The sequence below is a fragment of the Chromobacterium sp. ASV23 genome, assembly GCF_016428945.1.
Classification (GTDB): Bacteria; Pseudomonadota; Gammaproteobacteria; order Burkholderiales; family Chromobacteriaceae; genus Chromobacterium; species Chromobacterium sinusclupearum.
The window spans coordinates 24,765-45,697 of the sequence record NZ_JAELTR010000014.1 but is presented as its reverse complement, the minus strand read 5'-3'; the positions used below and the strand labels follow the sequence as shown (position 1 = coordinate 45,697).

General features: G+C 62.8%; 19 protein-coding genes. 7 read left to right on the top strand and 12 right to left on the bottom strand.

The features are described 5' to 3' along the window. Positions 1-130: 130 nt before the first annotated feature. Complete coding sequence (locus tag JHD59_RS22750; protein ID WP_233163957.1) at positions 131-376, bottom strand: hypothetical protein; 246 nt, start codon at positions 374-376, stop codon at positions 131-133. Between JHD59_RS22750 and JHD59_RS08290 the strand changes: the two genes are divergently transcribed. The 3 genes from JHD59_RS08290 (at position 260) to JHD59_RS08280 (ending at position 3,570) form a co-directional block, all read left to right on the top strand. Next, positions 260-1,180 (top strand): folate-binding protein YgfZ, encoded by a 921-nt coding sequence (locus tag JHD59_RS08290; protein WP_368671554.1) that lies wholly within the window; start codon positions 260-262, stop codon positions 1,178-1,180. The genes JHD59_RS22750 and JHD59_RS08290 overlap by 117 nt on opposite strands. Before the next feature lie 100 nt (positions 1,181-1,280). Continuing rightward, the gene (locus tag JHD59_RS08285) at positions 1,281-1,586 is read left to right on the top strand and encodes an H-NS family nucleoid-associated regulatory protein (RefSeq protein WP_043626609.1); all 306 of its coding nucleotides are present in this window, start codon (positions 1,281-1,283) and stop codon (positions 1,584-1,586) included. Positions 1,587-1,851: 265 nt separating this feature from the next. Then, complete coding sequence (locus JHD59_RS08280; RefSeq protein WP_199153907.1) at positions 1,852-3,570, top strand: hypothetical protein; 1,719 nt, start codon at positions 1,852-1,854, stop codon at positions 3,568-3,570. 67 nt (positions 3,571-3,637) lie between these two features. Here the strand turns inward: JHD59_RS08280 and JHD59_RS08275 are convergent, their stop codons facing one another. Both JHD59_RS08275 and JHD59_RS08270 read right to left on the bottom strand, forming a co-directional pair. Then, positions 3,638-4,771, bottom strand: coding sequence for a M14-type cytosolic carboxypeptidase (locus tag JHD59_RS08275; RefSeq protein WP_199153906.1), 1,134 nt, complete (start codon positions 4,769-4,771; stop codon positions 3,638-3,640). 130 nt (positions 4,772-4,901) lie between these two features. Further along, complete coding sequence (locus tag JHD59_RS08270; RefSeq protein WP_043626618.1) at positions 4,902-5,456, bottom strand: phasin family protein; 555 nt, start codon at positions 5,454-5,456, stop codon at positions 4,902-4,904. Positions 5,457-5,643: 187 nt separating this feature from the next. Here JHD59_RS08270 and phaR point away from each other — a divergent pair, with 187 nt between their 5' ends. Continuing rightward, entirely contained in the window at positions 5,644-6,210 is a 567-nt protein-coding gene (gene phaR / locus JHD59_RS08265; protein WP_043626620.1) for a polyhydroxyalkanoate synthesis repressor PhaR, read from the top strand. A gap of 98 nt (positions 6,211-6,308) precedes the next feature. Continuing rightward, a complete protein-coding gene (locus JHD59_RS08260; protein ID WP_199153905.1) occupies positions 6,309-7,607 on the top strand; it encodes a methyltransferase domain-containing protein in 1,299 nt (432 codons plus the stop codon). 83 nt (positions 7,608-7,690) lie between these two features. Here the strand turns inward: JHD59_RS08260 and speG are convergent, their stop codons facing one another. Next, on the bottom strand, positions 7,691-8,218 hold the full coding sequence (gene speG / locus JHD59_RS08255) for a spermidine N1-acetyltransferase (protein ID WP_199153904.1): 528 nt from the start codon (positions 8,216-8,218) through the stop codon (positions 7,691-7,693). A 367-nt stretch (positions 8,219-8,585) separates the two neighbouring features. Here speG and rimO point away from each other — a divergent pair, with 367 nt between their 5' ends. Continuing rightward, entirely contained in the window at positions 8,586-9,902 is a 1,317-nt protein-coding gene (rimO, locus tag JHD59_RS08250; RefSeq protein ID WP_103317138.1) for a 30S ribosomal protein S12 methylthiotransferase RimO, read from the top strand. 13 nt (positions 9,903-9,915) lie between these two features. On the opposite strand, the gene JHD59_RS23090 is transcribed toward rimO, so the two are convergent. Then, positions 9,916-10,044 carry a hypothetical protein gene (locus JHD59_RS23090; RefSeq protein ID WP_255408065.1) on the bottom strand — a complete coding sequence of 43 codons (129 nt, stop codon included), beginning with the start codon at positions 10,042-10,044 and terminating at the stop codon, positions 9,916-9,918. Between JHD59_RS23090 and JHD59_RS08245 the strand changes: the two genes are divergently transcribed. Beyond that, positions 10,043-12,565 (top strand): EAL domain-containing protein, encoded by a 2,523-nt coding sequence (locus tag JHD59_RS08245; protein ID WP_199153903.1) that lies wholly within the window; start codon positions 10,043-10,045, stop codon positions 12,563-12,565. The two genes, JHD59_RS23090 and JHD59_RS08245, sit on opposite strands and share 2 nt — an antisense overlap. 72 nt (positions 12,566-12,637) lie before the next feature. Here JHD59_RS08245 and serS read toward each other — a convergent pair whose 3' ends face one another. The 7 genes from serS to JHD59_RS08210 are packed head-to-tail and all read right to left on the bottom strand — an operon-like array spanning position 12,638 to position 20,923. Then, positions 12,638-13,921, bottom strand: coding sequence for a serine--tRNA ligase (gene serS / locus JHD59_RS08240; protein WP_199153902.1), 1,284 nt, complete (start codon positions 13,919-13,921; stop codon positions 12,638-12,640). Between the two features lie 2 nt (positions 13,922-13,923). Continuing rightward, positions 13,924-15,255, bottom strand: coding sequence for a replication-associated recombination protein A (locus JHD59_RS08235; RefSeq protein WP_199153901.1), 1,332 nt, complete (start codon positions 15,253-15,255; stop codon positions 13,924-13,926). Between the two features lie 48 nt (positions 15,256-15,303). Beyond that, complete coding sequence (locus JHD59_RS08230; RefSeq protein WP_199153900.1) at positions 15,304-17,235, bottom strand: transcription antiterminator; 1,932 nt, start codon at positions 17,233-17,235, stop codon at positions 15,304-15,306. A 45-nt stretch (positions 17,236-17,280) separates the two neighbouring features. Further along, positions 17,281-18,021, bottom strand: coding sequence for a KDGP aldolase family protein (locus JHD59_RS08225; RefSeq protein ID WP_199153899.1), 741 nt, complete (start codon positions 18,019-18,021; stop codon positions 17,281-17,283). 2 nt (positions 18,022-18,023) lie between these two features. Next, positions 18,024-19,133, bottom strand: a complete 1,110-nt coding sequence (locus JHD59_RS08220; protein WP_199153898.1) for a DgaE family pyridoxal phosphate-dependent ammonia lyase — start codon at positions 19,131-19,133, stop codon at positions 18,024-18,026. After that, positions 19,117-20,250, bottom strand: coding sequence for an amidohydrolase/deacetylase family metallohydrolase (locus JHD59_RS08215; protein WP_199153897.1), 1,134 nt, complete (start codon positions 20,248-20,250; stop codon positions 19,117-19,119). The genes JHD59_RS08220 and JHD59_RS08215 overlap by 17 nt, the downstream gene beginning before the upstream one ends. Before the next feature lie 10 nt (positions 20,251-20,260). Beyond that, positions 20,261-20,923 carry a DUF4310 family protein gene (locus JHD59_RS08210; protein WP_199153896.1) on the bottom strand — a complete coding sequence of 221 codons (663 nt, stop codon included), beginning with the start codon at positions 20,921-20,923 and terminating at the stop codon, positions 20,261-20,263. Positions 20,924-20,933: the final 10 nt, after the last annotated feature.

Here is a 20,933-nt window from a genome sequence, read left to right as displayed (position 1 = left end):
CAGCAGCCGCGACGGCAGCCGCCGCTAGGCGATTGTTGCGAAAAGATATTTTCCCGACGCATCAAACGAAGGCGTGGCAACGGCTGGCGACGGAGTGCCGCTTGGCGGTAAGATCGCACATTGATTTCAATTAGGGAGCGACGGCATGTATGCATTCTGGCAACAGTGGCTGCGTCAAAAAGGCGTAAACCTCGACGAGCAAGGTCAGCAACCGATTGAGGCGCATTTGCGGCAAGTCGCCGCGCTGGAGCGGGAAACCGTGCTGGCGCCTTTGGACAATTTTGTATTGCTCAGAGTGGAAGGCGAAGACGCCGAGGCTTTTTTGCAGGGACAGCTGTCCAATGATATCCGCCAGGTTCAGCCAGGCGAGGCGCAATACAGCACCTATTCAACCGCCAAGGGCCGGATGTTGGCCAGCTTTTTGATCTGGCGGCATGGCAATGCTTATTACCTGATGGTATCGGCCGATATCGCGCCGGCTATCGCCAAGCGGCTGACGATGTTCGTCCTGCGTTCCAAGGTCAAAATCACCATGGACGAGGAGTGGTTTGTTCTGGGCATGTCCGGACCGCAGGCAGCCCATATATTGCAGCCGCATTTTGCCGAAGCGGCCAATCTGGAGAAAATGCGGGTAGCCGAGCAGGGTGATGGCGCGCTGTTGCGCTTGCCGCATGACGGCTATTTGCTGGCGCTGCGTCGCGGCGGCGGTTTGGAGGCCGATATTTCCAAGCTGGCGAATGTCGTCGCGGTATCGCCGGCAGTATGGGCGCTGCATGATATTCGGGCAGGCATCGCCTGGGTGACGGGCGAGACCCAGGAGCAATTTGTGCCGCAGATGGCCAATATGGAGTTGATCGGCGCGGTCAACTTCAAGAAAGGATGCTATCCCGGCCAGGAAATAGTCGCGCGCAGCCAGTATCTGGGGAAAATGAAACGCCGGATGTTTCTGGCGGCGTTCGATCAACCGCTGACGGTCGGCTGCAAATTATATAGTCCGGATTTGCCCGAGCAATCGATTGGTATGCTGGCCGCTGTGTGCCAAGTGGAAGCGTCCCGGTATTTGGGCTTGGCGGTCGTGCAATCGCAAACTTGGGATGCCGGTGTATTTGCAGATGAGGCGCATGCAATTGCGCTGCGGAAACTGGATTTACCCTATTCGATTGATCCCATAGCCGAATAATGGAGATTTTGTTTTCTTTTTGATCCTTGACTTGTGCCAATTGTATTGGCTACATTACACCCTGTAATGGGTAAATCAATAATCATCAAGGGAACATCTCATGGATCTGTCGAAACTCGACTTTACCGAACTGGTTGCGCTTAAGGGCGAAGTAGAAAACGAAATCAAGCGCCGCGAGGTGGAAGAAAAAGCCAAGGCCAAGAAACAGATTATCGAGCTGGCCCGCGCCTACGGTTTGAGCGTCGAAGAAGTGCTGAGCAAAGCCGTTGTCGTGCGCAAGCCGGTTGAGGCAAAGTACCGCCACCCGCAAAGCGCCGAATTGACCTGGACTGGCCGTGGCCGCAAGCCGGCTTGGGTGCAGGCCTGGATCGATAGCGGCAAGTCCCTGGAAGATCTGGTTATCTGATAAGCTGATTTCCGGCTCGGTAAAAAAAGCGCCTTTATGGCGCTTTTTATTTTGCATCGCGGCATACAGCCCGTTGCCAGCGGCAAATGCTTTTGCCGCTGGCGGGGGGGGGGGGCGTCAATGCTTAATTATCATTTCATGAGTGCAATCAAGCGCGGACAAGCCGCGGCTGCGCTTTGCAGCAAGCGCGCCAGTCTGACTATAAATCTAGTAGTATAGAGGCATATCGTGGTTTTTCGACGGCTTCAGGGGACTGGACGGGAGCATGCTGGATTTCTTTTCAAGGGGGGGCAAGGGCAAGCCGGATCCCATGGCGAACGCGGAGTCGGCCAAGGCGCATGTCGAAGCGTTGAAGCAGGAGTACGGCCCTGCCGCGCATGACAAGGCGGTCGAGCTGCTGAGCGGACTCAGCTTATCCTCCCAGCCGTTGTCCGTGGAGCTGCTGGAGGCAGTGCTGATGTTGAATCAGGAAACGCAGCCTCTGCATGACAGCCTGTGCGTGCAATACCTGATGAATGCGCGGATGCCCAAGGTGTTGGAAAGCCAGCTGCGCGCCCAGATACTGAATTACGGCCAAAAATTCACCGAATTTTATCAATATGCATTGCCGGCTGTGGACGATGGCCCGGAGGCAGGCGGGACCGCGAGCCATTTGCCTTTGGTGTTGGCGCGGATTTTTTATTACCTGCTTGAGTATGCAAGGTGGCAGTACATCCGGAATTTTCAGCCGGATGAAGTATTTTGGCTGAATGTGAATCAGCTGTACCGTCTGGCGGAGCAGCGTGGTTTGGATGCTCAGCCGGTGTTTTTGTTTGATGAGAAAGCCCTTGCCACGACAGTGCAGGATCAGTATCTGGTGTTGCAAATGCTGTCCATGCTTAGCGATGGCAATCTCACCGCCAAACAGATCCATTTCTCTTATCAGCTATTGTGTTTGCTGAGCAATAGGATGACGCTGAGCAAAGCCTATTTTGCCGAAGCCAGTTTCGCCATTCAGTTGAACGATTCCAAACCGGCCGAACGGCCAAGCGGCATCAGCGCCAATGAGTGGACGCGTTATTGGTATACCACCGAGCTGGTGGAAACCTTGCATCACTGGGCGATTACGATGGAGGCCGGCCGCGTGCCGGCGGAATTGAAATCGTTGATCGTGCCGGGGATCGACGCCGTCTTGCTCAGAACCTTGATGCGGATATGGGCGGTCAAGCCGGTGCGGTTTGCTCGCGCCGAGCGCAAGGTTGTCAGCAATCGGCAGGTGGAGGTGGCGCATCGGCTGACCATGCTGCACAAACTGGTGCGCAAGCCGGACGACGAGGCGGCGCAGACGACCCGCGCCGGCGACAAGGACAGTTACGAGGACGCCGCCAATATCCGGATCTATGGCTTCGTCACCAGCCGGAAGCGCGACAAATCCGTATCGCCGCAGCCTGCCAGAGCCTTGGCTTTGTCGGGAGAGACGGTTGAGCCGCCGCCGCCGCAGTTTCCCAAATGGTCGCTGGAGAACATCAGCCAGACCGGCCTCGGCGTTTCCCTGGATGTCATGGGCAATGAATGGGTGGCTTTGGGCGGTCTGATCGGTTACCGCGAGCCCGACGCCGATGGCTGGAGCCTGGGTATTATCCGCCGGGTGCGGCGCACCAGTCGCGAACGGATTTATCTGGGCGTGGAGACCTTGACCACGCGTCCGCTGGCCGCATCGCTGCGTCCGACGGATGCGCGGCTGATCGATCCGACGCTGCCGCCGGATCAGGTCTGGCTGGCTGGCCATATCAGCCTGTTCATGCCGTACCGGCGCGCGGACAAGTTGATCAATGCGCTGATCCTGCCGGTTTCGCTGTATATGTTGGACAAGCAGTTCTACATGACTGTGCGCGGCAAGCATTTCCAGATCGCGCTGGGCAAGGTGATGGAGAAGGGTCGCGACTGGTGCATGGCGGAGGTGGAGCTGATCAAAACCTTGGAGAAGCTGCCCGTCGTATTGTGAATGCGCGCGCGCGGCGCAATGCAAAAAAGCCGGCTGATGCCGGCTTTTTTTACGCATGCGGGGCGTGTTAGCTGCGTTCCAGATCGTTCAGGATGGCGTAGATCGGCGACAGTGCCGCTTCGCCCAGGCGCAGGCTGCGCTGGCCGCTCCAGCCGAAATCGTCGTCCGGCAGGTTGTTGTTGTCCTTGAACGGCATTTCCAGCGTGAAGGCCAGGCAGCCGAACTGTTCGCAAATCCAGTTGGTGGCGATGCCCATATTGGCCTTGCCCGGCTCATTGCGCGGGTAGCCGTGCTCGGTCTGGAAATCGGGGCTGGCCAGCAGGAAGTGGTGGCGGAAGCTGTCCGCCAGCTTTTCCAGCCGCTCGTTCCAGGACGGCACGCCTTCGGTGCCGGCCAGGAACACGTAAGGGATATTCTCATCGCCGTGGATGTCCAGGAACAGATCCACGCCGGTTTCCAGCATTTTTTCGCGCACCACCAGCACTTCCGGGCTGGTTTCCGCGCTGGGATTCGCCCACTCGCGGTTCAGGTTGGCGCCGGCGGCGTTGGTGCGCAGATTGCCCAGCACCGAGCCGTCCGGGTTCATGTTCGGCACCACGTAGAAGGTGGCGCGGTCCAGCAGGGCGCGGCTGGTTGGGTCTTGCGGGTCCAGCAGGCGGTTCAGCAAACCTTCGATGAACCATTCGGCCATGGTTTCGCCGGGATGCTGGCGCGCGGTGATCCAGATCTTCAGATCGGACTCCACTTCGTGGCCTATGGTCAGCAGGTTCATGTCGCGGCCCTGCACGGTGGAGCCGAGGTCGGTGACCTGGCACAGGCCGGAGCCTTGCGCCTGGCCGATCAGGTTCAGGTGCTGCTCGTAGGAGTACGGCTCGAAGTAGGCATAGTAGATGCTGCCGGACAGCGGCACATGTTCGATCACCATCACGCCGTCTTCGTAGCGCGTCGGCACGCGGAACCAGTTGATGCGGTCGTACGAGGCCATCGCCTGATAGTCCACCCAGCCTTGCGGATAGGCGCATTCGGCGGCGTTCAGGAAGCGGAAGGTGCAGTGTTGGTAGGCAGCGCCTTGTACGCGGAAGTAGAACCATTGCGCGAACTCTGCCGCATTGTCGCGGCGGATGCGCAGTTGGATGTCGTCAAGGTTGTCTGAGGAGACGATCTCGATGCTGCCGGCGTCGAAGTTGCTGCTGATCTTCATGAGGGGAACCCGTGGTGCTTGCACAATCTCTGTAAAGCGCGATTGTAACCCCGTAGCGGGGCCGCGCGCATCCGTTAAAGCAAAAACCCCGCCGGCAAGGGCGGGGTTGGCTATGGCTTCACGGCATCTTTCAGACGGTAGCGCCGCGCTTGGCGGAGTTCTTCACCGCGTCGGCAGTGGCGCTGGTCGCGGCCTTGACGCTGCTGTCGGTGAATTCGGCCACTTGCTGGGCAGCCTTGCTGAAGGTGTTGACGGCGGCGGCCGCGGCGGCAACCGAAGTCTTGACGGCGTTCAGGGTGGCGTCGGAACCGGCCGGGGCGTTCTTGGCGAACGACTCGATCGAGTTGATCAGCGACTTGTTGTACAGGCCAACGCTCTCTTCCACCAGCTTGCTCAGCTCGCTTTGCGCCGCGGAGACCACTTCATACACGTTGCGGGAGTGGCTGACGGCCTTGTCGATGTTCTGGGTGGCCAGCTTGTTGAAGTGGTTGACGGCTTCCTGCGGATCCTTGAATTCGCCCAGCTGTTTGGCAGCTTTGGTGTGGTCTTCCAGGGATTGCTTGGAAACGTCCAGTTGCAGCTTGACCAGGCGTTCGGCGCTGTCCAGCGCGATCTGGGCGAAGCGCAGAGAGGATTCGATGCCGGTCAGCGACAGTTTGTTCAGCTGTTCATTGTTTAAGGACATGGTGTAAAACCTCCATTACGTGGAAAATGGGGTCGAACGATTGCTGTGCTTGGATGGATTGTGCATTGCACAATGACGACGAAATGTAGCACACGAGTTGGTGGATTGGTAGTAGATTTGCTCTACTCTGTTGTATTTATGTTAGATTGCCAGCGGACAACGCCACGACAATAACCAGGAGCGTTAAATGAGTGTTGAGAAACGGGTCATCAAGAAGTACCCGAACCGTAGACTGTACGATACCGCCACCAGTTCCTACATCACGCTGGGCGATGTCAAGCAGCTGGTTCTGGACAATGTGGATATCCAGGTAGTGGATGCCAAGACGCAGGAAGACATTACCCGCAGCGTATTGCTGCAGATCATTCTGGAAGAGGAAAACGGCGGGATGCCGATGTTCAGCTACGAAGTGCTGACTCAGTTCATCCGTTATTATGGCCAGGCCATGCAGGGCATGATGGGGCCGTTCCTGGAAAAGAATCTGCAATTGTTCTCGCAGCTGCAACAAAAGATGCAGGAGCAGACCCGCGCCATCTACGGCGACAACGCCATGCTCAACACCCCGCTGTGGGGCGAGTTCATGAAGCTGCAGGGGCCGGCCATCCAGAACATGATGGCCAACTACATGGAGCAAAGCACCGGCATGTTCCTGGAAATGCAGAACCGCATGCAGGAGCAGACCAAACAGCTGTTCGGCGGTTTCGGCTTCCCGGCTTATCCGGGCGCCGAAGAAAAGGACAAGGACAAGTCCTGAGCGAACGGGACGGGCGCTCCATTGCCTGGCAGACCTAAGCAACAAGCCGGAGGCGGTTTCGCCTTCGGCTTTATTTTTTCGCACATGGCAAGGTGTAGATGACGAGCGAACAAGCATTGCGGCAGGCGCAGCGGCTGCACTTGGCGGGCGAGGCGGCCGCTGCGGAGGCGGCCTACCGCGCGCTGCTTGGCGACGAAGCGGTGGGCGTGGCGGCCGGCCATTGGCTGGGCTTTCTGTTGCTCCAGCAAGAACGGCTGGCCGATGCCTATGCCTTGTTGTCGCGCGCCGTGGCAGACGACGGCTCGCATGCGGAGTGGCATTTCAACCTGGGCCTGGCCAGCGCGCGCCTGCACAGGGGGGATGAGGCCATCGCCGCCATGCGGACGGCTATTGAGCTTGACCCTTCGCGTTATTGTTACTGGACTCATCTGGGAGCCTTGCTGACGCAGGCGGGGCGCGATGGGGAGGCGGAGCGCGCGTTGCGGCAGGCCGTCTCGCTCGATCCGCAATGCCCCGACGCCTATTACCTATTGCGCGACGCGTTGCTGCCGCAGCAGCGGTATGCGGAAGCCAGACGCAGCAACGCGCAGGGCGTATTGGCGGAGCCGCCGGGCAAGATGACGCCGATCGCCGTGGCCCAGGCCTGGTGCGAACTGGGCCGCTGGGATCAGGCACGGGCCATGGCGGAGAGCTGGCTGGCTCAGCAGCCGGAGCATCCGGTGGCCTTGCACATGCTGGCGGCGTTTGGGAAGGGCGATATGCCCCCAGGCTGTTCCGATGCTTATGTCGGCCAGGCATTTGACGTGGCGGCCGCTGGCTTTGATCAGGCATTGACCCGCTTGCGTTATCACGGCCCGCAATGGGTGGCCGATTGCCTGGCCCGCCTCGCCATCGCGCCGGCTTCGCGTACCGTGCTGGACCTGGGCTGCGGCACCGGCCTCATCGGCGCGGTCCTGAGGCCGTATGCCCGCCGCCTGGACGGCGTGGACCTGAGCGAAGGCATGTTGGAGCAAGCTCGCGCCAAGCAGCTGTTCGATAACTTGCATCAGGCCGATATGCTGGACCATCTGCGATTGGGACAGCGCGGCTACGACTTGATCTCCTGCCTGGATACCCTGCCGTATCTGGGGACGCTGGATGGGCTGTTCGATTTGTGCGCCTCTTCGTTGAGCCCCGGAGGCCTGCTGCTGTTCTGCACGGAAATGCTGGAGGATGATCCAGACGACTACCGGCTGCACCATAGCGGACGCTATCGCCATCACCCTGGCTATCTGGACCGTTTGCTGGCGGGCAACTGGCGAGTGCTGACGCGGGAGCGGCTGCCGGTTCGGGATGAGGCGGGATGCCCGGTGATGGGTGAGTTTGTTTGCGCGCTGCGCGACGCCGCGGAGGGATAGGGGAGCCGCGGCAATGCCCCCTTCATGCGTGTTCCGTGGAGATGACGCCCGCCCGGGGCGTCATCGGCGGGCGGTTTGGAGCGTCAGGACGCCTGTTTCAGAAATTCAGGCTGGAATATGCACATCCGCAAGGCGCTGCGGTAGCGGCCATTGGCGAAGAATTCGTCTATCAGCTCGCCCTCCTTGCGAAAGCCCAGTTTCTCGTAGACGTGGACCGCCTTGGCGTTTTCCTTGTCGACGACCAGATATACCTTATACAGATTGAGCACGTTGAACGCGTAGCGCAGCGCCAGCTGGGTGGCCGTTCTGGCATAGCCCCGGCCCTGATGCGCCGGTTGGATGATGATCTGGAATTCCGCGCGGCGGTGGATGTAGTCGATTTCCACCAGTTCGACCAAGCCCACTCTCTGCTCTCCGCCTACGATGACGAAGCGACGCTCGGTTTGGTCGTGGATGTGCTTGTCGTACAGATCCAGCAGTTCGACAAAAGCTTCGTAAGGCTCCTCGAACCAGTAGCGCATGATGTTGGCGTTGTTGTCCATTTCGTGGACGAAGGCGAGGTCGTCCCGCTCCAGCGGGCGCAACTTGAGGTCGGCATGTTGAAACAGCATGTGGGTAGTCCTGTGCGATGGGTAGTGAAGCGTTGCGAACAAAACCGGGTAGCGATCCTGGGTCAGGCGCTAGCGGTCGTATGTTTTGTTGGCTGCAAAAGCGGCGGCTGGATAGGCGAGCGGAAGGATGCGATAGGGTGGATGTGCCGGGATAACGACAGTCGGACCGGCCTCGCCAGTCGAAGTTCATGTTGCGCCGGCGAGACGGCGAATGGGCCTGTCATCAGTTAAGCGCTGGCGGCTATTGCTGAAGGCGTATCCAGTTGCCGCGGATGGCGTGCGTGTCCGCGATGATAGTTTTGATCACGGAAGTGTAAATCGCTGTATACTTTCGCGTTTTTCGTTTTTCGTTTTTCGCGCACTCGCTATGAATAAAACTCCTCGTGTTGGTTTCGTATCGCTGGGCTGCCCCAAGGCCGCGAGCGACTCCGAACAGATCCTGACCCGCCTTCGCGCCGAAGGCTACGACATCGCCGCTTCCTACGACGGGGCGGACCTAGTGGTGGTGAATACCTGTGGTTTTATCGACTCCGCCGTGGCGGAATCGCTGGACGCCATCGGCGAGGCGCTGAACGAGAATGGCAAAGTGATTGTCACCGGCTGTCTGGGGGCCAAGGGCGATGTCGTGCGCGAAACGCACCCTTCGGTCTTGGCCGTCACCGGTCCGCATGCCACCGAGGAAGTGATGAGCGCGGTGCATACCCACCTACCTAAGCCGCATGACCCCTTCGTCGATCTGGTGCCGGACATCGGCGTGCGCTTGACGCCCAAGCACTACGCCTACCTGAAGATTTCCGAAGGCTGCAACCATCGCTGCACCTTCTGCATCATCCCGTCGATGCGCGGCGATTTGGAAAGCCGTCCGATTCACGACGTGCTGCGCGAGGCTGAGAGCCTGGCCAAGGCCGGCGTCAAGGAAATCCTGGTGATCTCGCAGGACACCTCCGCCTACGGCGTGGACACCAAGTACAAGCTGGGCTTCCACAACGGCCGCCCGGTGAAGACCCGCATGACCGAGCTGTGCGAGGAACTGGGCCGCCACGGAATCTGGGTGCGCCTGCATTATGTCTACCCGTACCCGCACGTGGACGAGGTGATTCCGCTGATGCGCGACGGCAAGATCCTGCCGTACCTGGACATCCCGTTCCAGCACGCCAGCCAGAAGATCCTCAAGCTGATGAAGCGCCCCGCCAACAGCGACAACGTGCTGGCCCGAATCAAGAAGTGGCGCGAGATTTGCCCCGAACTGGTGATCCGCTCCACCTTCATCGTCGGCTTCCCCGGCGAAACCGAAGAAGACTTCGAAGAGCTGCTGCAATTCATCCGCGAGGCCGAGCTGGACCGCGTCGGTTGCTTCACCTATTCGCCGGTGGAAGGTGCCACCGCCAACGAACTGCCGAATCCAGTGCCGGAAGAGGTGAAGGAGGCGCGCAAGGAACGCTTCATGGCCGTGCAGGCCGAGATCAGCGCGCGCCGTCTGGAGCGCCGCGTCGGCCAGACCCTGCAGGTGCTGGTAGACGAGATCGACGACGAAGGCACGGCCGTGTGCCGCAGCTACGCCGACGCGCCGGAGATCGACGGGCTGGTGTTTGTCGAGGACGCCGCCGGCATGCAGGTGGGCGAGTTCTACCAGGTGGAAATCGTCGACTGCAGCGAACACGATCTGTGGGGCATGCGCCGCTAGGCTGGCATTTGGATTACTGATAAGGCGCCACGGCAATCGCGGCGCCTTTTTCTTGTTTGGCATTATTTTGCGCCAGGCAGCCTTGTTGCAGCAGGGTTAACGTTATAATGGCCGTCACCGAATATGACGCATCCATTCCCATGCCCCTGCCTCATCCCGACCAAACCATAGCCGAGATCGCCTCGTGCGACCTGCTCAGCTGTCCGCAGTCTTTGTCCATACGGGAGGCGGCCAGCCGCATGATGGCGGCCGGCTGCAGCTCCATCGTGGTGCGTCACGAGGACAGCGGCGAGGTGCTGGGCATCTGGACCGAGGCCGATGCGCTGGATGCCTCGCTGGGGCGGGTCGATCCGCTGCTGCCCGTGGGACAGGCGGTCAGCGCCGGGGTGGTGCTGTTGCCGCACGATATGCCGCTGTTGGCCGTGGTGCGGGAATTCCGCGCGCGCCAGCTGCGCCACGCTTTGGTCATGAAAAACGGCGCGCCGCTGGGCATGGTCACTCTCACCGATATCGTGCGCAACCAGGGGCTGGAGTCGTTCCTGATCGTCAAGAGGGTGCGCGATCTGCCCGGCCAGCCTGCGCGCATTCTGCCTGCCGCCGCGTCTGCGCAGGAGGCGATGCGGGCCATGCGCGAACACGCGCTATCCGCGCTGGCGGTGGCGTTGGACGACGGCGCTTACGGCATCGTCACCCAGCGCGACGTGCTGCGCTGGCTGGCCGCCGACGCCCTGCCGCCGACGCTGGGCGAGGGCTGCCGCAAGCCCTTGATCGGCGTGGCGGACACGGCCAGCCTGCTACAGGCGAGGCAACTGGTGCAGCAACACAATATCCGCCATCTGGCGGTATTCGGCGAGCACGGCCAGTTACTGAAGCTGCTTGGCTTCGACGACATCGTGCAAGGCATCGAGCACGAATACCTGTATGAGCTGAACGAAGCGCTGCGCCAGCGCGACCACGCCTTGCAGCAGTCGCGGCACAGCTTGCTGCTGGCCGACAAGGTATTCGAATCGACCATGGAAGGCATCGTCATCACCGACCGCAACGGCGTGATCCAGTCGGTGAATCCGGCCTTCAGCCGTATCACCGGCTACAGCCGCGAGGAGGCGATGGGACAGACGCCGGCCATGCTGAAGTCCGGCCGGCAGCCGCCGGAGTTTTATTACCACATGTGGCAGACCCTGCTGCGCGACGGCTGCTGGCAGGGCGAGGTGGTGAACCGGCGCAAGGGCGGCCTGCTGTACACCGAACACCTGAGCATCACCGCCATCCGCGATGGCCAAGGCGAATGCCTGCATTATGTGGCGGTGTTTTCCGACATCACCCAGCGCAAGCAGGCGGAGGAGCGGCTGCATTTCCTGGCCAACCACGACGCGCTGACCAGCTTGCCGAACCGCACCTTGTTTCTGGAGCGCTTGCAGCTGGCTGTGGACGGCGCGGATGCCGGCGGCTATGGGGTGGCGCTGTTGTTCATCGATCTGGATCGTTTCAAGCTGGTCAACGATACGCTGGGCCATTATGCCGGCGACCAGTTGCTGATCCACATCGCGCGCCAATTGCAGTCGCTGCTGCTGCCTGGCGAGACGGCGGCGCGGCTGTCGGGCGACGAATTCACCGTACTGCTGGAGGGGGCGGCCGGCGAAGCGCAGGTGGCGGCGCGCGCTCAGGCCATCCTGGACGCCATCACCGCCTTGTCCGGCGCGGATGGCCAGCAGATGTTCATCTCCGCCAGCATAGGCATCAGCATGTTCCCGGACGACGGCCGCGACGCCGACACCTTGCTGGTGCATGCGGACACGGCGATGTACCGCGCCAAGCAGCGCGGCAAGAACGGCTTTCAGTTCTATACCGCCGATATGAACGCGCGGGCGCTGGAACGGCTGAAGCTGGAGTACAGCCTGCATCGCGCCTTGGCGCAGCAGGAACTGGAGCTGTGGTATCAGCCTAAAGTCGCGCTCGACAGCGGCCGCATCGTCGGCGCCGAGGCGCTGCTGCGCTGGCGCCATCCGGAACTGGGCCTGGTGCCGCCGGACCGCTTCATTCCGATCGCGGAGGAGAGCGCGCTGATCGTCCAGATCGGCAACTGGGTGCTGGACACCGCCTGCGCCGATATCCGCCGCTGGCGCGATGCCGGCCATTTGCCGGGGCGGGTGGCGGTCAATGTTTCCGGCCGCCAGCTCAAGCACGGCGATTTCACCCGGCAACTGGAGGACATGCTGCGCCGGCACGATCTGGACAGCGCCGACCTGGAGCTGGAAATCACCGAGAGCGTGGCGATGGATGAGGCCGGCGGTATGGTGGACATGCTGCGCCGGCTGCAGCAATTGGGCGTGTATCTGTCCATCGACGACTTCGGCACCGGCTATTCCTCGCTGTCTTACCTGAAGCGCCTGCCGGTGCGCGGGCTGAAGATAGACCGCTCTTTCATCGCGGATTCAGTGCGCGACAATGACGACGCCGCCATTACCCGCGCCATCGTCTCCATCGCCCGCAGCCTGGGGCTGGACGTGGTGGCGGAGGGGGTGGAGGACGAGGAGCAGCGCCGCTTCTTGCGGGAGCTGGGGTGCAACTGCGCCCAGGGCTTTTTGTTCAGCAAGCCGCTGGCGCGCAGCCAGTTCGAGGTGTTGCTGGCGATCCAGGCCAGTCAGCCGGCGCTGGCCCACTGAGCCGGCCCGCTCCGGAAGCGACGCGCAAAAAAAGACCGGCTTCGCGAAGCCGGTCTTTTGTCAGCGGGTAGCTTAGCCGCCGATCCGATCTTTGCCCATAAAGGGGCGCAGCACGGTCGGGATGGTCACGCTGCCGTCGGCGTTCTGGTAGTTTTCCAGGATCGCCACCAGGGTGCGGCCCACGGCCAGGCCGGAGCCGTTCAGCGTGTGCACCAGCTGGTTCTTGCCGTTTTCGTCCTTGTAGCGCGCCTTCATGCGGCGGGCCTGGAAGGCCTCGCAGTTGGAGCAGCTGGAGATTTCGCGGTAGGTGTTCTGCGCCGGCAGCCACACTTCCAGGTCGTAGGTCTTGGACGAACCGAAACCCATGTCGCCGGTGCACAGCGTGATCACGCGGTAAGGCAGTTCCAGCGCCTTCAGGATGTTCTCGGCGTGGCTCACCATCTCTTCCAGCGCGGCGTAGGAGTCTTCCGGCTTCTCGATGCGCACCATCTCCACCTTGTCGAACTGGTGCTGGCGGATCATGCCGCGGGTGTCGCGGCCGTAGCTGCCGGCTTCGGAGCGGAAACACGGCGAGTGCGCGGTGAACTTCTTCGGCAGCTCGTCGACCTGCAGAATGGTGTCGGCCACGGTGTTGGTCAGCGTGATTTCCGAGGTGGAGATCAGGTATTGCGGGGTGGCGGATTCGTCGCCGCCGCGCATCACCTTGAACATGTCTTCGGCAAACTTCGGCAGCTGGCCGGTGCCGAACAGCGCGGTGTCGTTGACGATGTACGGGGTGTAGTGCTCGACGTAGCCGTGGTTGCCGGAGTGGGTGTTCAGCATGAACTGGGCGATGGCGCGGTGCAGGCGGGCGATGTCGCCCTTCAGCACGGTGAAGCGCGCGCCGGACAGCTTGGCGCCGGTTTCGGCGTCCAGGCCCAGCGGGATGCCGACGTCGACGTGATCTTTGACTTCAAAGTCGAACTGGCGCGGCACGCCCACGCGGCGCACTTCCACGTTGTCGGTTTCGTCCTTGCCCACCGGCACCGATTCGTGCGGCAGGTTGGGGATGGACATCAGCCAGGCGTCCAGCTTGCTCTGCACGCCTTCGAATGCCAGTTCGGCGGCCTTCAGCTCGTCACCCAGCGTTGCTACTTCGGCCATGATGGCGGAGACATCCTCACCCTTGCTCTTGGCGATGCCGATCTGCTTGGAGGAAGCGTTGCGCTTGGCTTGCAGTTCCTGCATGCGGGATTGCAGAGACTTGCGCTCGGATTCCAGCTGATTGAATGCGGCGGTATCCAGGGTGTAGCCGCGGCCAGCCAGGCGGGCGGCGACGGCTTCGATGTCGTTGCGAAGTAAGTTGATGTCGAGCATGATTATTCCTGTTTTTCACTATCGGGATTTTGCTGGGCGTCTGCATCCAGCTGACGCAAAAAAGCCAGTTTGTCCTGAATCTTGCTTTCCAGTCCGCGCGGTACAGGGCGATACCATTCGATGTCTTCCAGCCCTTCCGGGAGATAAGTTTCCCCGGCGGCGTAGGCGTGGGGCTCATCGTGCGCGTAGCGGTAGGCGTGACCGTAGCCCAGTTCCTTCATCAGGCGGGTCGGCGCGTTTCTCAAGTGTACCGGCACCGGACGGGATTTGTCCTGTTTCACGAAGGCGCGGGCCTCATTATACGCCTTGTACCCGGCATTGCTCTTGGCGGCGACGGCCAAATAAATCACCGCTTGTCCCAGCGCAAGCTCGCCTTCCGGGCTGCCCAGCCGTTCATACGTCGCCGCGGCGTCGTTGGCGATCTGCATGGCGCGCGGATCGGCCAGGCCGATGTCTTCCCAGGCCATGCGCACGATGCGCCGCGCCAGGTAGCGCGGGTCGGCCCCGCCATCCAGCATGCGGCAGAGCCAGTACAGCGCCGCGTCCGGATTGGAGCCGCGCACCGATTTGTGCAGCGCGGAGATCTGGTCGTAGAAGGCGTCGCCGCCTTTGTCGAAGCGCCGCGCGTTCAGCGTCAGCACTTCTTCCAGAAAGTCTGGGTCAATGTCTGTCATGCCGCGCGCCTGCGCCGCGGTGCGGGTCTGTTCCAGCAGATTCAGAAAACGCCGCGCGTCGCCGTCGGCATAGCCGGTCAGGGTGGAGACGGCGGCCTCGCTGAAGCTCAGCCCGTCCAGCGCGCCTTCGGACTGGGCGCGCTGGAACAGCAGCTGCAATTCGTCCTCGCTCAGGCTGTTCAGCACATACACCTGGGCGCGAGACAGCAGGGCGGAATTGACCTCGAACGAAGGGTTTTCCGTGGTGGCGCCGATGAAGGTGATCAGGCCGGATTCCACAAACGGCAGGAAGGCATCCTGCTGGCTCTTGTTGAAGCGGTGCACCTCATCGACGAACAGAATGGTGCGCCGTCCGGAGCGTTGCAGCGCCGCATGGGCTTTTTCCACCGCCTCGCGGATGTCCTTGACGCCGGCGAACACCGCCGAGATCGGGATGAACTCGGCGTCGAAGCTGGCGGCGAGGATGCGCGCCAACGTGGTCTTGCCGACGCCGGGCGGGCCCCACAATATCATCGAGTGCGGTTTGCCGGCTTCCACCGCCAGGCTCAGCGGTTTGCCGGGGCCGATCAGGTGCTGCTGGCCGATCACCTGATCCAGCGCGGCCGGGCGCAGGGCTTCGGCCAGCGGTTTTTGCGGTTCGACGGAAAAAAGATCGGACATGGCGGGCGGGAACGGCGGTGACTCGGGCTGACAGTATATCAGCAGTCGTCAGCCGGCCGCGCCCTGACGCCGGGACAAGCAGTCGGTGGCCACTTGCTTGAAGCTGTCGAAGCTGCGGCATTCTCGCAGCCGGGCGGTGGAACGCTCGCGCATCAGCGATACGAACAAGTCGTAGATCACCATCGCTTCTTCGTAGTCGTCCTTGCTGATGGCCAGCAGGAAGATCACGTGGGCGATGTTGCCGTCGCCCCAGGCGATGCCATGCGGCGCCAGCACGGTGTAGACGGTGGTCCGGCGTGCCAGCAGGCCCAGCGAGTGGGGCAGGGCGATGCCGTCGCCCAGCATGGTGCCGAGTATGGCCTCGCGCTCCACGACCGAGGGGTAGTAGTCGCCGTCGACATAGCCCTCGTCTTGCAGCTGTTCGCATAAGGTGCGGAACAGCTGCGCCTGGCTCATGTCCGGCGCGGCCACCAGAAAATGCCGCGCATTGAAGTAACGCGCCAGCATGGCGCAGCGGCTGCGGTCCGGCTGCACCATCTTCGCCAGTTGTTCCAGCTGGTAATCTGATGGAAACGGCGACGCCACCACCACCGGGCGGTTCTTTTCCTCCAGCCGCGCGGTGGAGATCACGAAGTCCGCGGCGACGGCGGGCAGCGCTTCGTACTCCTGCTGCGACAGCGCGCCGGCGATGCTGATCTGCGGAAAGCGGCGGTGCAGCATGGCCTCCAGCATCCGCAGCGAGGAGGTGCCGCTGTCGCAGACCAGCAGCGCCTGCGGCCGATAGATGAAGCCGATCTGGTAGTGCCGCTCCAGGCCGACGCCGATGTGCAGCACCAGATAGCCTATCTCGTCTTCGCTGATCCGGTACGGCGAGTGGCGCGCCCAGCTGGACACCGCCGCCAGCGTGATGTCGTAGGCCATCGCGTAGTGCTCCTTGATGTCCGCCAGCACCGGATTGGGCAGATTGATCTGGTAGCGCACCCGCGTGATCATGGTCCTGACGTGGGTGGCCAGGTCCTGCGCCAGCCTTTCGTCGTGGCGCAGATCGTAGTTGTAGTGGGTATTGATGTAGTCCAGCAGGTAATGCACCAGCGCTTCGGCATCGTCCGCGTTGATGGTGACCGGCTTGAGGCTGGCCACGCTGCGCGCCGAGATATGGACAGCGAGAAAGGCCTCCTCTGCCGCAGACAGCGCCACGCCGGACAGCTTGCATAGCAGCTGGACGATATGCGCCGCCAGGTGGCGGATGTCGTGAGCGATGTCGTCGCAGTGGAAATCTTCCAGCGGAAAGCCCTCGCGCAAGCGCTGGCAGGCAAGGGCGCAGTATTGGCAGAGGAAGTGCATGCCTTCGTCGGTCAGCCGGATCTGGCTGGCGGCCAAGTAGTCGGCCAACGCGCTTCTGAGCGTGACGAGGTCATCGTCTGGCTGGGCGTCGCCCGCCAGCAGCGGATGTTCCGGCTGGTCGCGCGCCAGCTGGCACAGCAGTTCGGCCAGGCAGGTGCGGATGGAGGATTCGCGGCCCAGCAGTTTCATGCCGTAGTGCGGGCGGGTTTCGATGGTGAGCTGGTAGCGCGCCAGCCAGTCGCGGACTTCGGTCATGTCGCCTTGCAAGACGGCGCGGTTGACGAACCACTCGTCGGCGATGTCCTGCAGCTTCAGCGAATAGGCGGCGGTGAGGAAGCGCCACAGCAGGCAGTGCACCCGCTCGCTGCCGGTGCGCGGCAACCGCCGCGATGACGGCGCGGCCTGGCGCAGCTTGTCGAAGCGTTCCGCATCGCCGATTTCCAGCCGGTAGCCCTCGCCGCGCTCCAGCACGAATTGCGCGCCATGATCCTGCAGCAGGGCATTCAGGGCGCCGATGTCGCTGCGCACCGTCCGGGTGGAGACCGCCAGCCGGCGCGCCAGCTCTTCCTGCGGCAGCGTTTCCGCTTGCAGGGTGGCGAACAGCTGGGCGAGTCGGGGGTGCGGGAATCGGACCATGGGCTACCTCGGCAAGCCGGCCTCGCAGGCCGGCGGGTTACGGGATCAGGCCAGCGCAGCCTGGGTCATCGCGAGCAGGGCGCGCACGTCGGCGGGGCGGGTGTGGCCGCTGGCTGGGTCGATGATGGAGCTGTAAATGTGCGGAATAATGCGCGGTACGCCGGCGTCCAGCGCAATTTGCAGAATTTCCCTGTAATTTTGGAGGTCGATTCCGCCGGTTGGTTCCAGCCAGAAGTCGTGGCGGGCGCAAGCCTCGGCCACCGCGCGGTATTCCTCGCGAAATTTCAGGCCATCCATGGAGAAGTATTTGATGGAGTCGGCGCCCATGTCCTTCAGCATGGCGATGGCGGTTTCCACCGGCACCACGCCGGACGGCGCGCTTGCGCTGAGCGGGCCGGTGGAGATCTTCACCATGCCGATCAGGCCGCACGGCGACACCAGGCCGTTGACGACGGTCTCGTCCTGGCCCAGCAGCGCGCGGCTGGCGCCGACGCCGGTGAACACCTGGTTGACGTGCTGCGGCTGCAACTGGCCGGCGATGGCGCTGACCATGGCGGACTGGCGCGGATCGCCGGCGCCCAGGCCGACCGAGATCGCATTGTCGATGGCGGCGGCGTAATCGCGCATGTCGGCGACGGCGCTGGCGACATCCGGGTAGTTTTTGGACAGCAGCCCGACCAGCACATGGCCTTCGGCGGCATCGTAGATTTCCAGCGCATTCTGTTTGCTGCCGGCCAGTACGTTCAGGCAGACGCGGTCTTGATGGAAGTTGGGGGTCAGTCGCATGTTCAGCGTTCCTTCAACAGGGTTTCGATGCAGTGGCCCAGCGTGTCGAGCTGTTGGTCGTCCACGCTGCGGATGTCGAATTCCAGTCGGCCTTCGTTGGCGTGGTATTCGCGGCAATAAACGGCGGGGGGGCCTGCCTTGAGCCGCTGGGCGGCGGCGGCGGCGTCTAGGCCGGCCGCCGGGTCAAAGGCGACTTCGGCGCGGGCGATGTCGCGGCCGGCGCTGTCCCAGGCCAACCGGGCGCGGATGCCGGGCAGATGGTTGAGGCGGGCCAGCAGCGGCTCCAGCCTGCGCGCCATTTCCGCGCCGCTGCTCTTGGGGGCGGACAGATAGCGCTCGACGGCGGCAGTCAGGCCCAGAATGCCTTCCTTGCCTATCTTCATCGCGCGGCCTATGCCCTTGCCTTGCAGCTTGACCCACTCGACGTATTGGCGGCGGCCCAGCACCAGCCCGCTGGACGGCCCTTCCATCGCCTTGGCGCCGCTGTAGATCACCAGGTCGGCGCCCTGGCGGTAATAGCGGTTGAGGTCTTCTTCCGCGGCGGCGTCCACGATCAGCGGCACGCCATGGGCGCGCGCCACGGCCGCGGCTTCCTCTACCGTCGGCATGCTTTTCTGCACGGCGTGGTGGGACTTGATGTACAGAATGGCGGCGGTGCGCGGCGTGACGGCGGCCGACAGCTGGGCCGGCGTGCATTCGTTGGCCCAGCCGGCTTCCACGACTTTGCCGCCGCCCAGCGCCACCATGGTGGCGACCGGCGCGCCATAATTCACGTTGTGGCCCTTTGCCAGCACAATCTCGTCCGGGCCGTCGATGGGCGCGGCATGCAGCTTGACCAGCAGCGCCGGATTGTCTCGGACGATGACGGCGGCCACCGACAGCGCGATGCCGGCCGAGGCGCAGGACACGATGGTGGCGGCTTCGGCTTCCAGCAGGCCGGCGATGTAGGCGCCGGTCTTGTCCACCAGGTCCGCCATTTCAAAGTAATGCGCCATGCCGTGGCAGGCGGCATCGACTACTTCTGGCGCGGGCGTGGAGACGCCAAGCAGGGTCATGCGGCCGGACGCGTTGATTACCGGCTTGAGCTGGTATTTCTCATAGATCGAAGACATGGGATAGCTTTCCTTCGCGAGTTGGCCAGATTTGGCCGGCGATGATGGCGGCCAGTGGCCGCAGCGTTTGCGTGGCTTGCAGGCTGCCGCCCTCGGCATCGGCCAGGAGGGCGTCGTCTGCGGCGACATCGAACACGGTGAAATCGGCGGCCGCGCCCGCTTCCAGCCGGCCTTTGCCGGCCAGGCCCAGGGCATCCGCGGCGTGGGTGGTCACGCAATCGATCAGGCGCGGCAGCGGCATGCCCAGCGCCAGGAATTTGGACATGACGTGGGCCAGGCCGAACACCGGGCCGGATACGCGGTTGCGGCAGTAAATGTCGGAGCTGATGGTGCGCGGATAGATGCCCTGCGCCAGGGCCGCCCGCGCTACTTCAAAGCTGAAGCTGGCGCTGCCGTGGCCCACGTCCAGCAGCACGCCGCGTTCGATGGCGGTGAGGATGCTTTGGCGCAGCCGCGCCTGGCCGTCCAGGATGCGGTTGGGCTTGCCGTTGAAGCAGTGGGTGAGGATGTCGCCCTTGTCCAGCATGGCGGCGATGTCGTCCAGGTCCGGCGGCGTATTGCCGACGTGCACCATCAGCGGCAAGCCGCCGGCCTGCTGTTGCAAGGTTTTGGCCAGGGTCAGCGGCGCCAGGCCGTTGCTGCCCACCACGCTGCCGCTCAGCCGCGCCTTCAGGCCGACGATGAAATCGCGGTGCTGGCGGATGGCGGCCAACGCCAGCGGCAGATCGACATCGGCCAGATTGGCCAGTTCGTGCTGGGTGGCCAGGCCGATGCGCGAGATGTTGAGCAGGGCTCGCACCTCGGTGCGGGCGCGATCCGCCAGCTGGCGGAAGCGGGCGATATCGTCGGCGCCGGCGCTGCCGGCATCCACCACGGTGGTGACGCCGCAGGCGATGCCCACCGCATCCGGCTCGTCGTGGTAGATCGGGGATTCAGGGAAACAGTGGACGTGGCCGTCTATCCAGCCGGCGCTGAGATAATGGCGGCCGGCCAGGTCCAGCGTGCGCAGGGCGGGGCCGTTCACCCGGCCGATGGCGGCGATGTGGCCATCGGCTGCGGCAAGGTCGTGCAGGCTGCCGTCTGGCAGGCGGGCCTGGCGGATGATCAGATCGTACATGGCGTCTCCATCAGGCCAGGGCAACCGGGAACAGCGCGCCGAACAGCATCGCACCCAGAATGGCGCCGCCGGTGATGGGCTTGCCCCACAGATAGAAGCCCAGCGCGCCCAGCAGCGAACCGACCCCGATGGGGATGGACGCGGTGATGGCGGACAGGATGATCAGGGGGCCAAGGAAGCGGCCGGACGAGTTGCCTGCCCCCATCATCACGTCGGCGCCGAAAGTGGAGTTGCCCTGATTGATGGTGAACTTGCGCGCCAGGATGATGGCGGCGCCTATTGCCAAGCCGACGGCCAAGCCGGTGAGCAGCGCGCCGAAGAAGTTTTCCACCGGCCACAGCACGCCGGCGCCCAGGAACATCGCCGGGATGCCCAGGCCGACGCCGGTCATGATGGCGCCGCCTATGTCCAGAATGCCCACCAGCGAGCCTTCGATCACCCTGGCGAACAGGAAGCTGGCGCCGAAGGCCGCCACCGCGCCGTAGACGCCGGTGTCGATGCCGGCCCGCAGCATCGAGACGAAGGCCACTTCGTTGAAAGCGCCGATGCCGTAAACGTAGTACATATGGGTGCCGCCGAAAACGCCGGCCGACAACAGCGCCACCAGCAGCGGGAAGGTCCAGTCCGCGTACCAGAAATTGCGCTTCAGTTCTTCGATTTGCACGTCGTCCATGCTCTGTCTC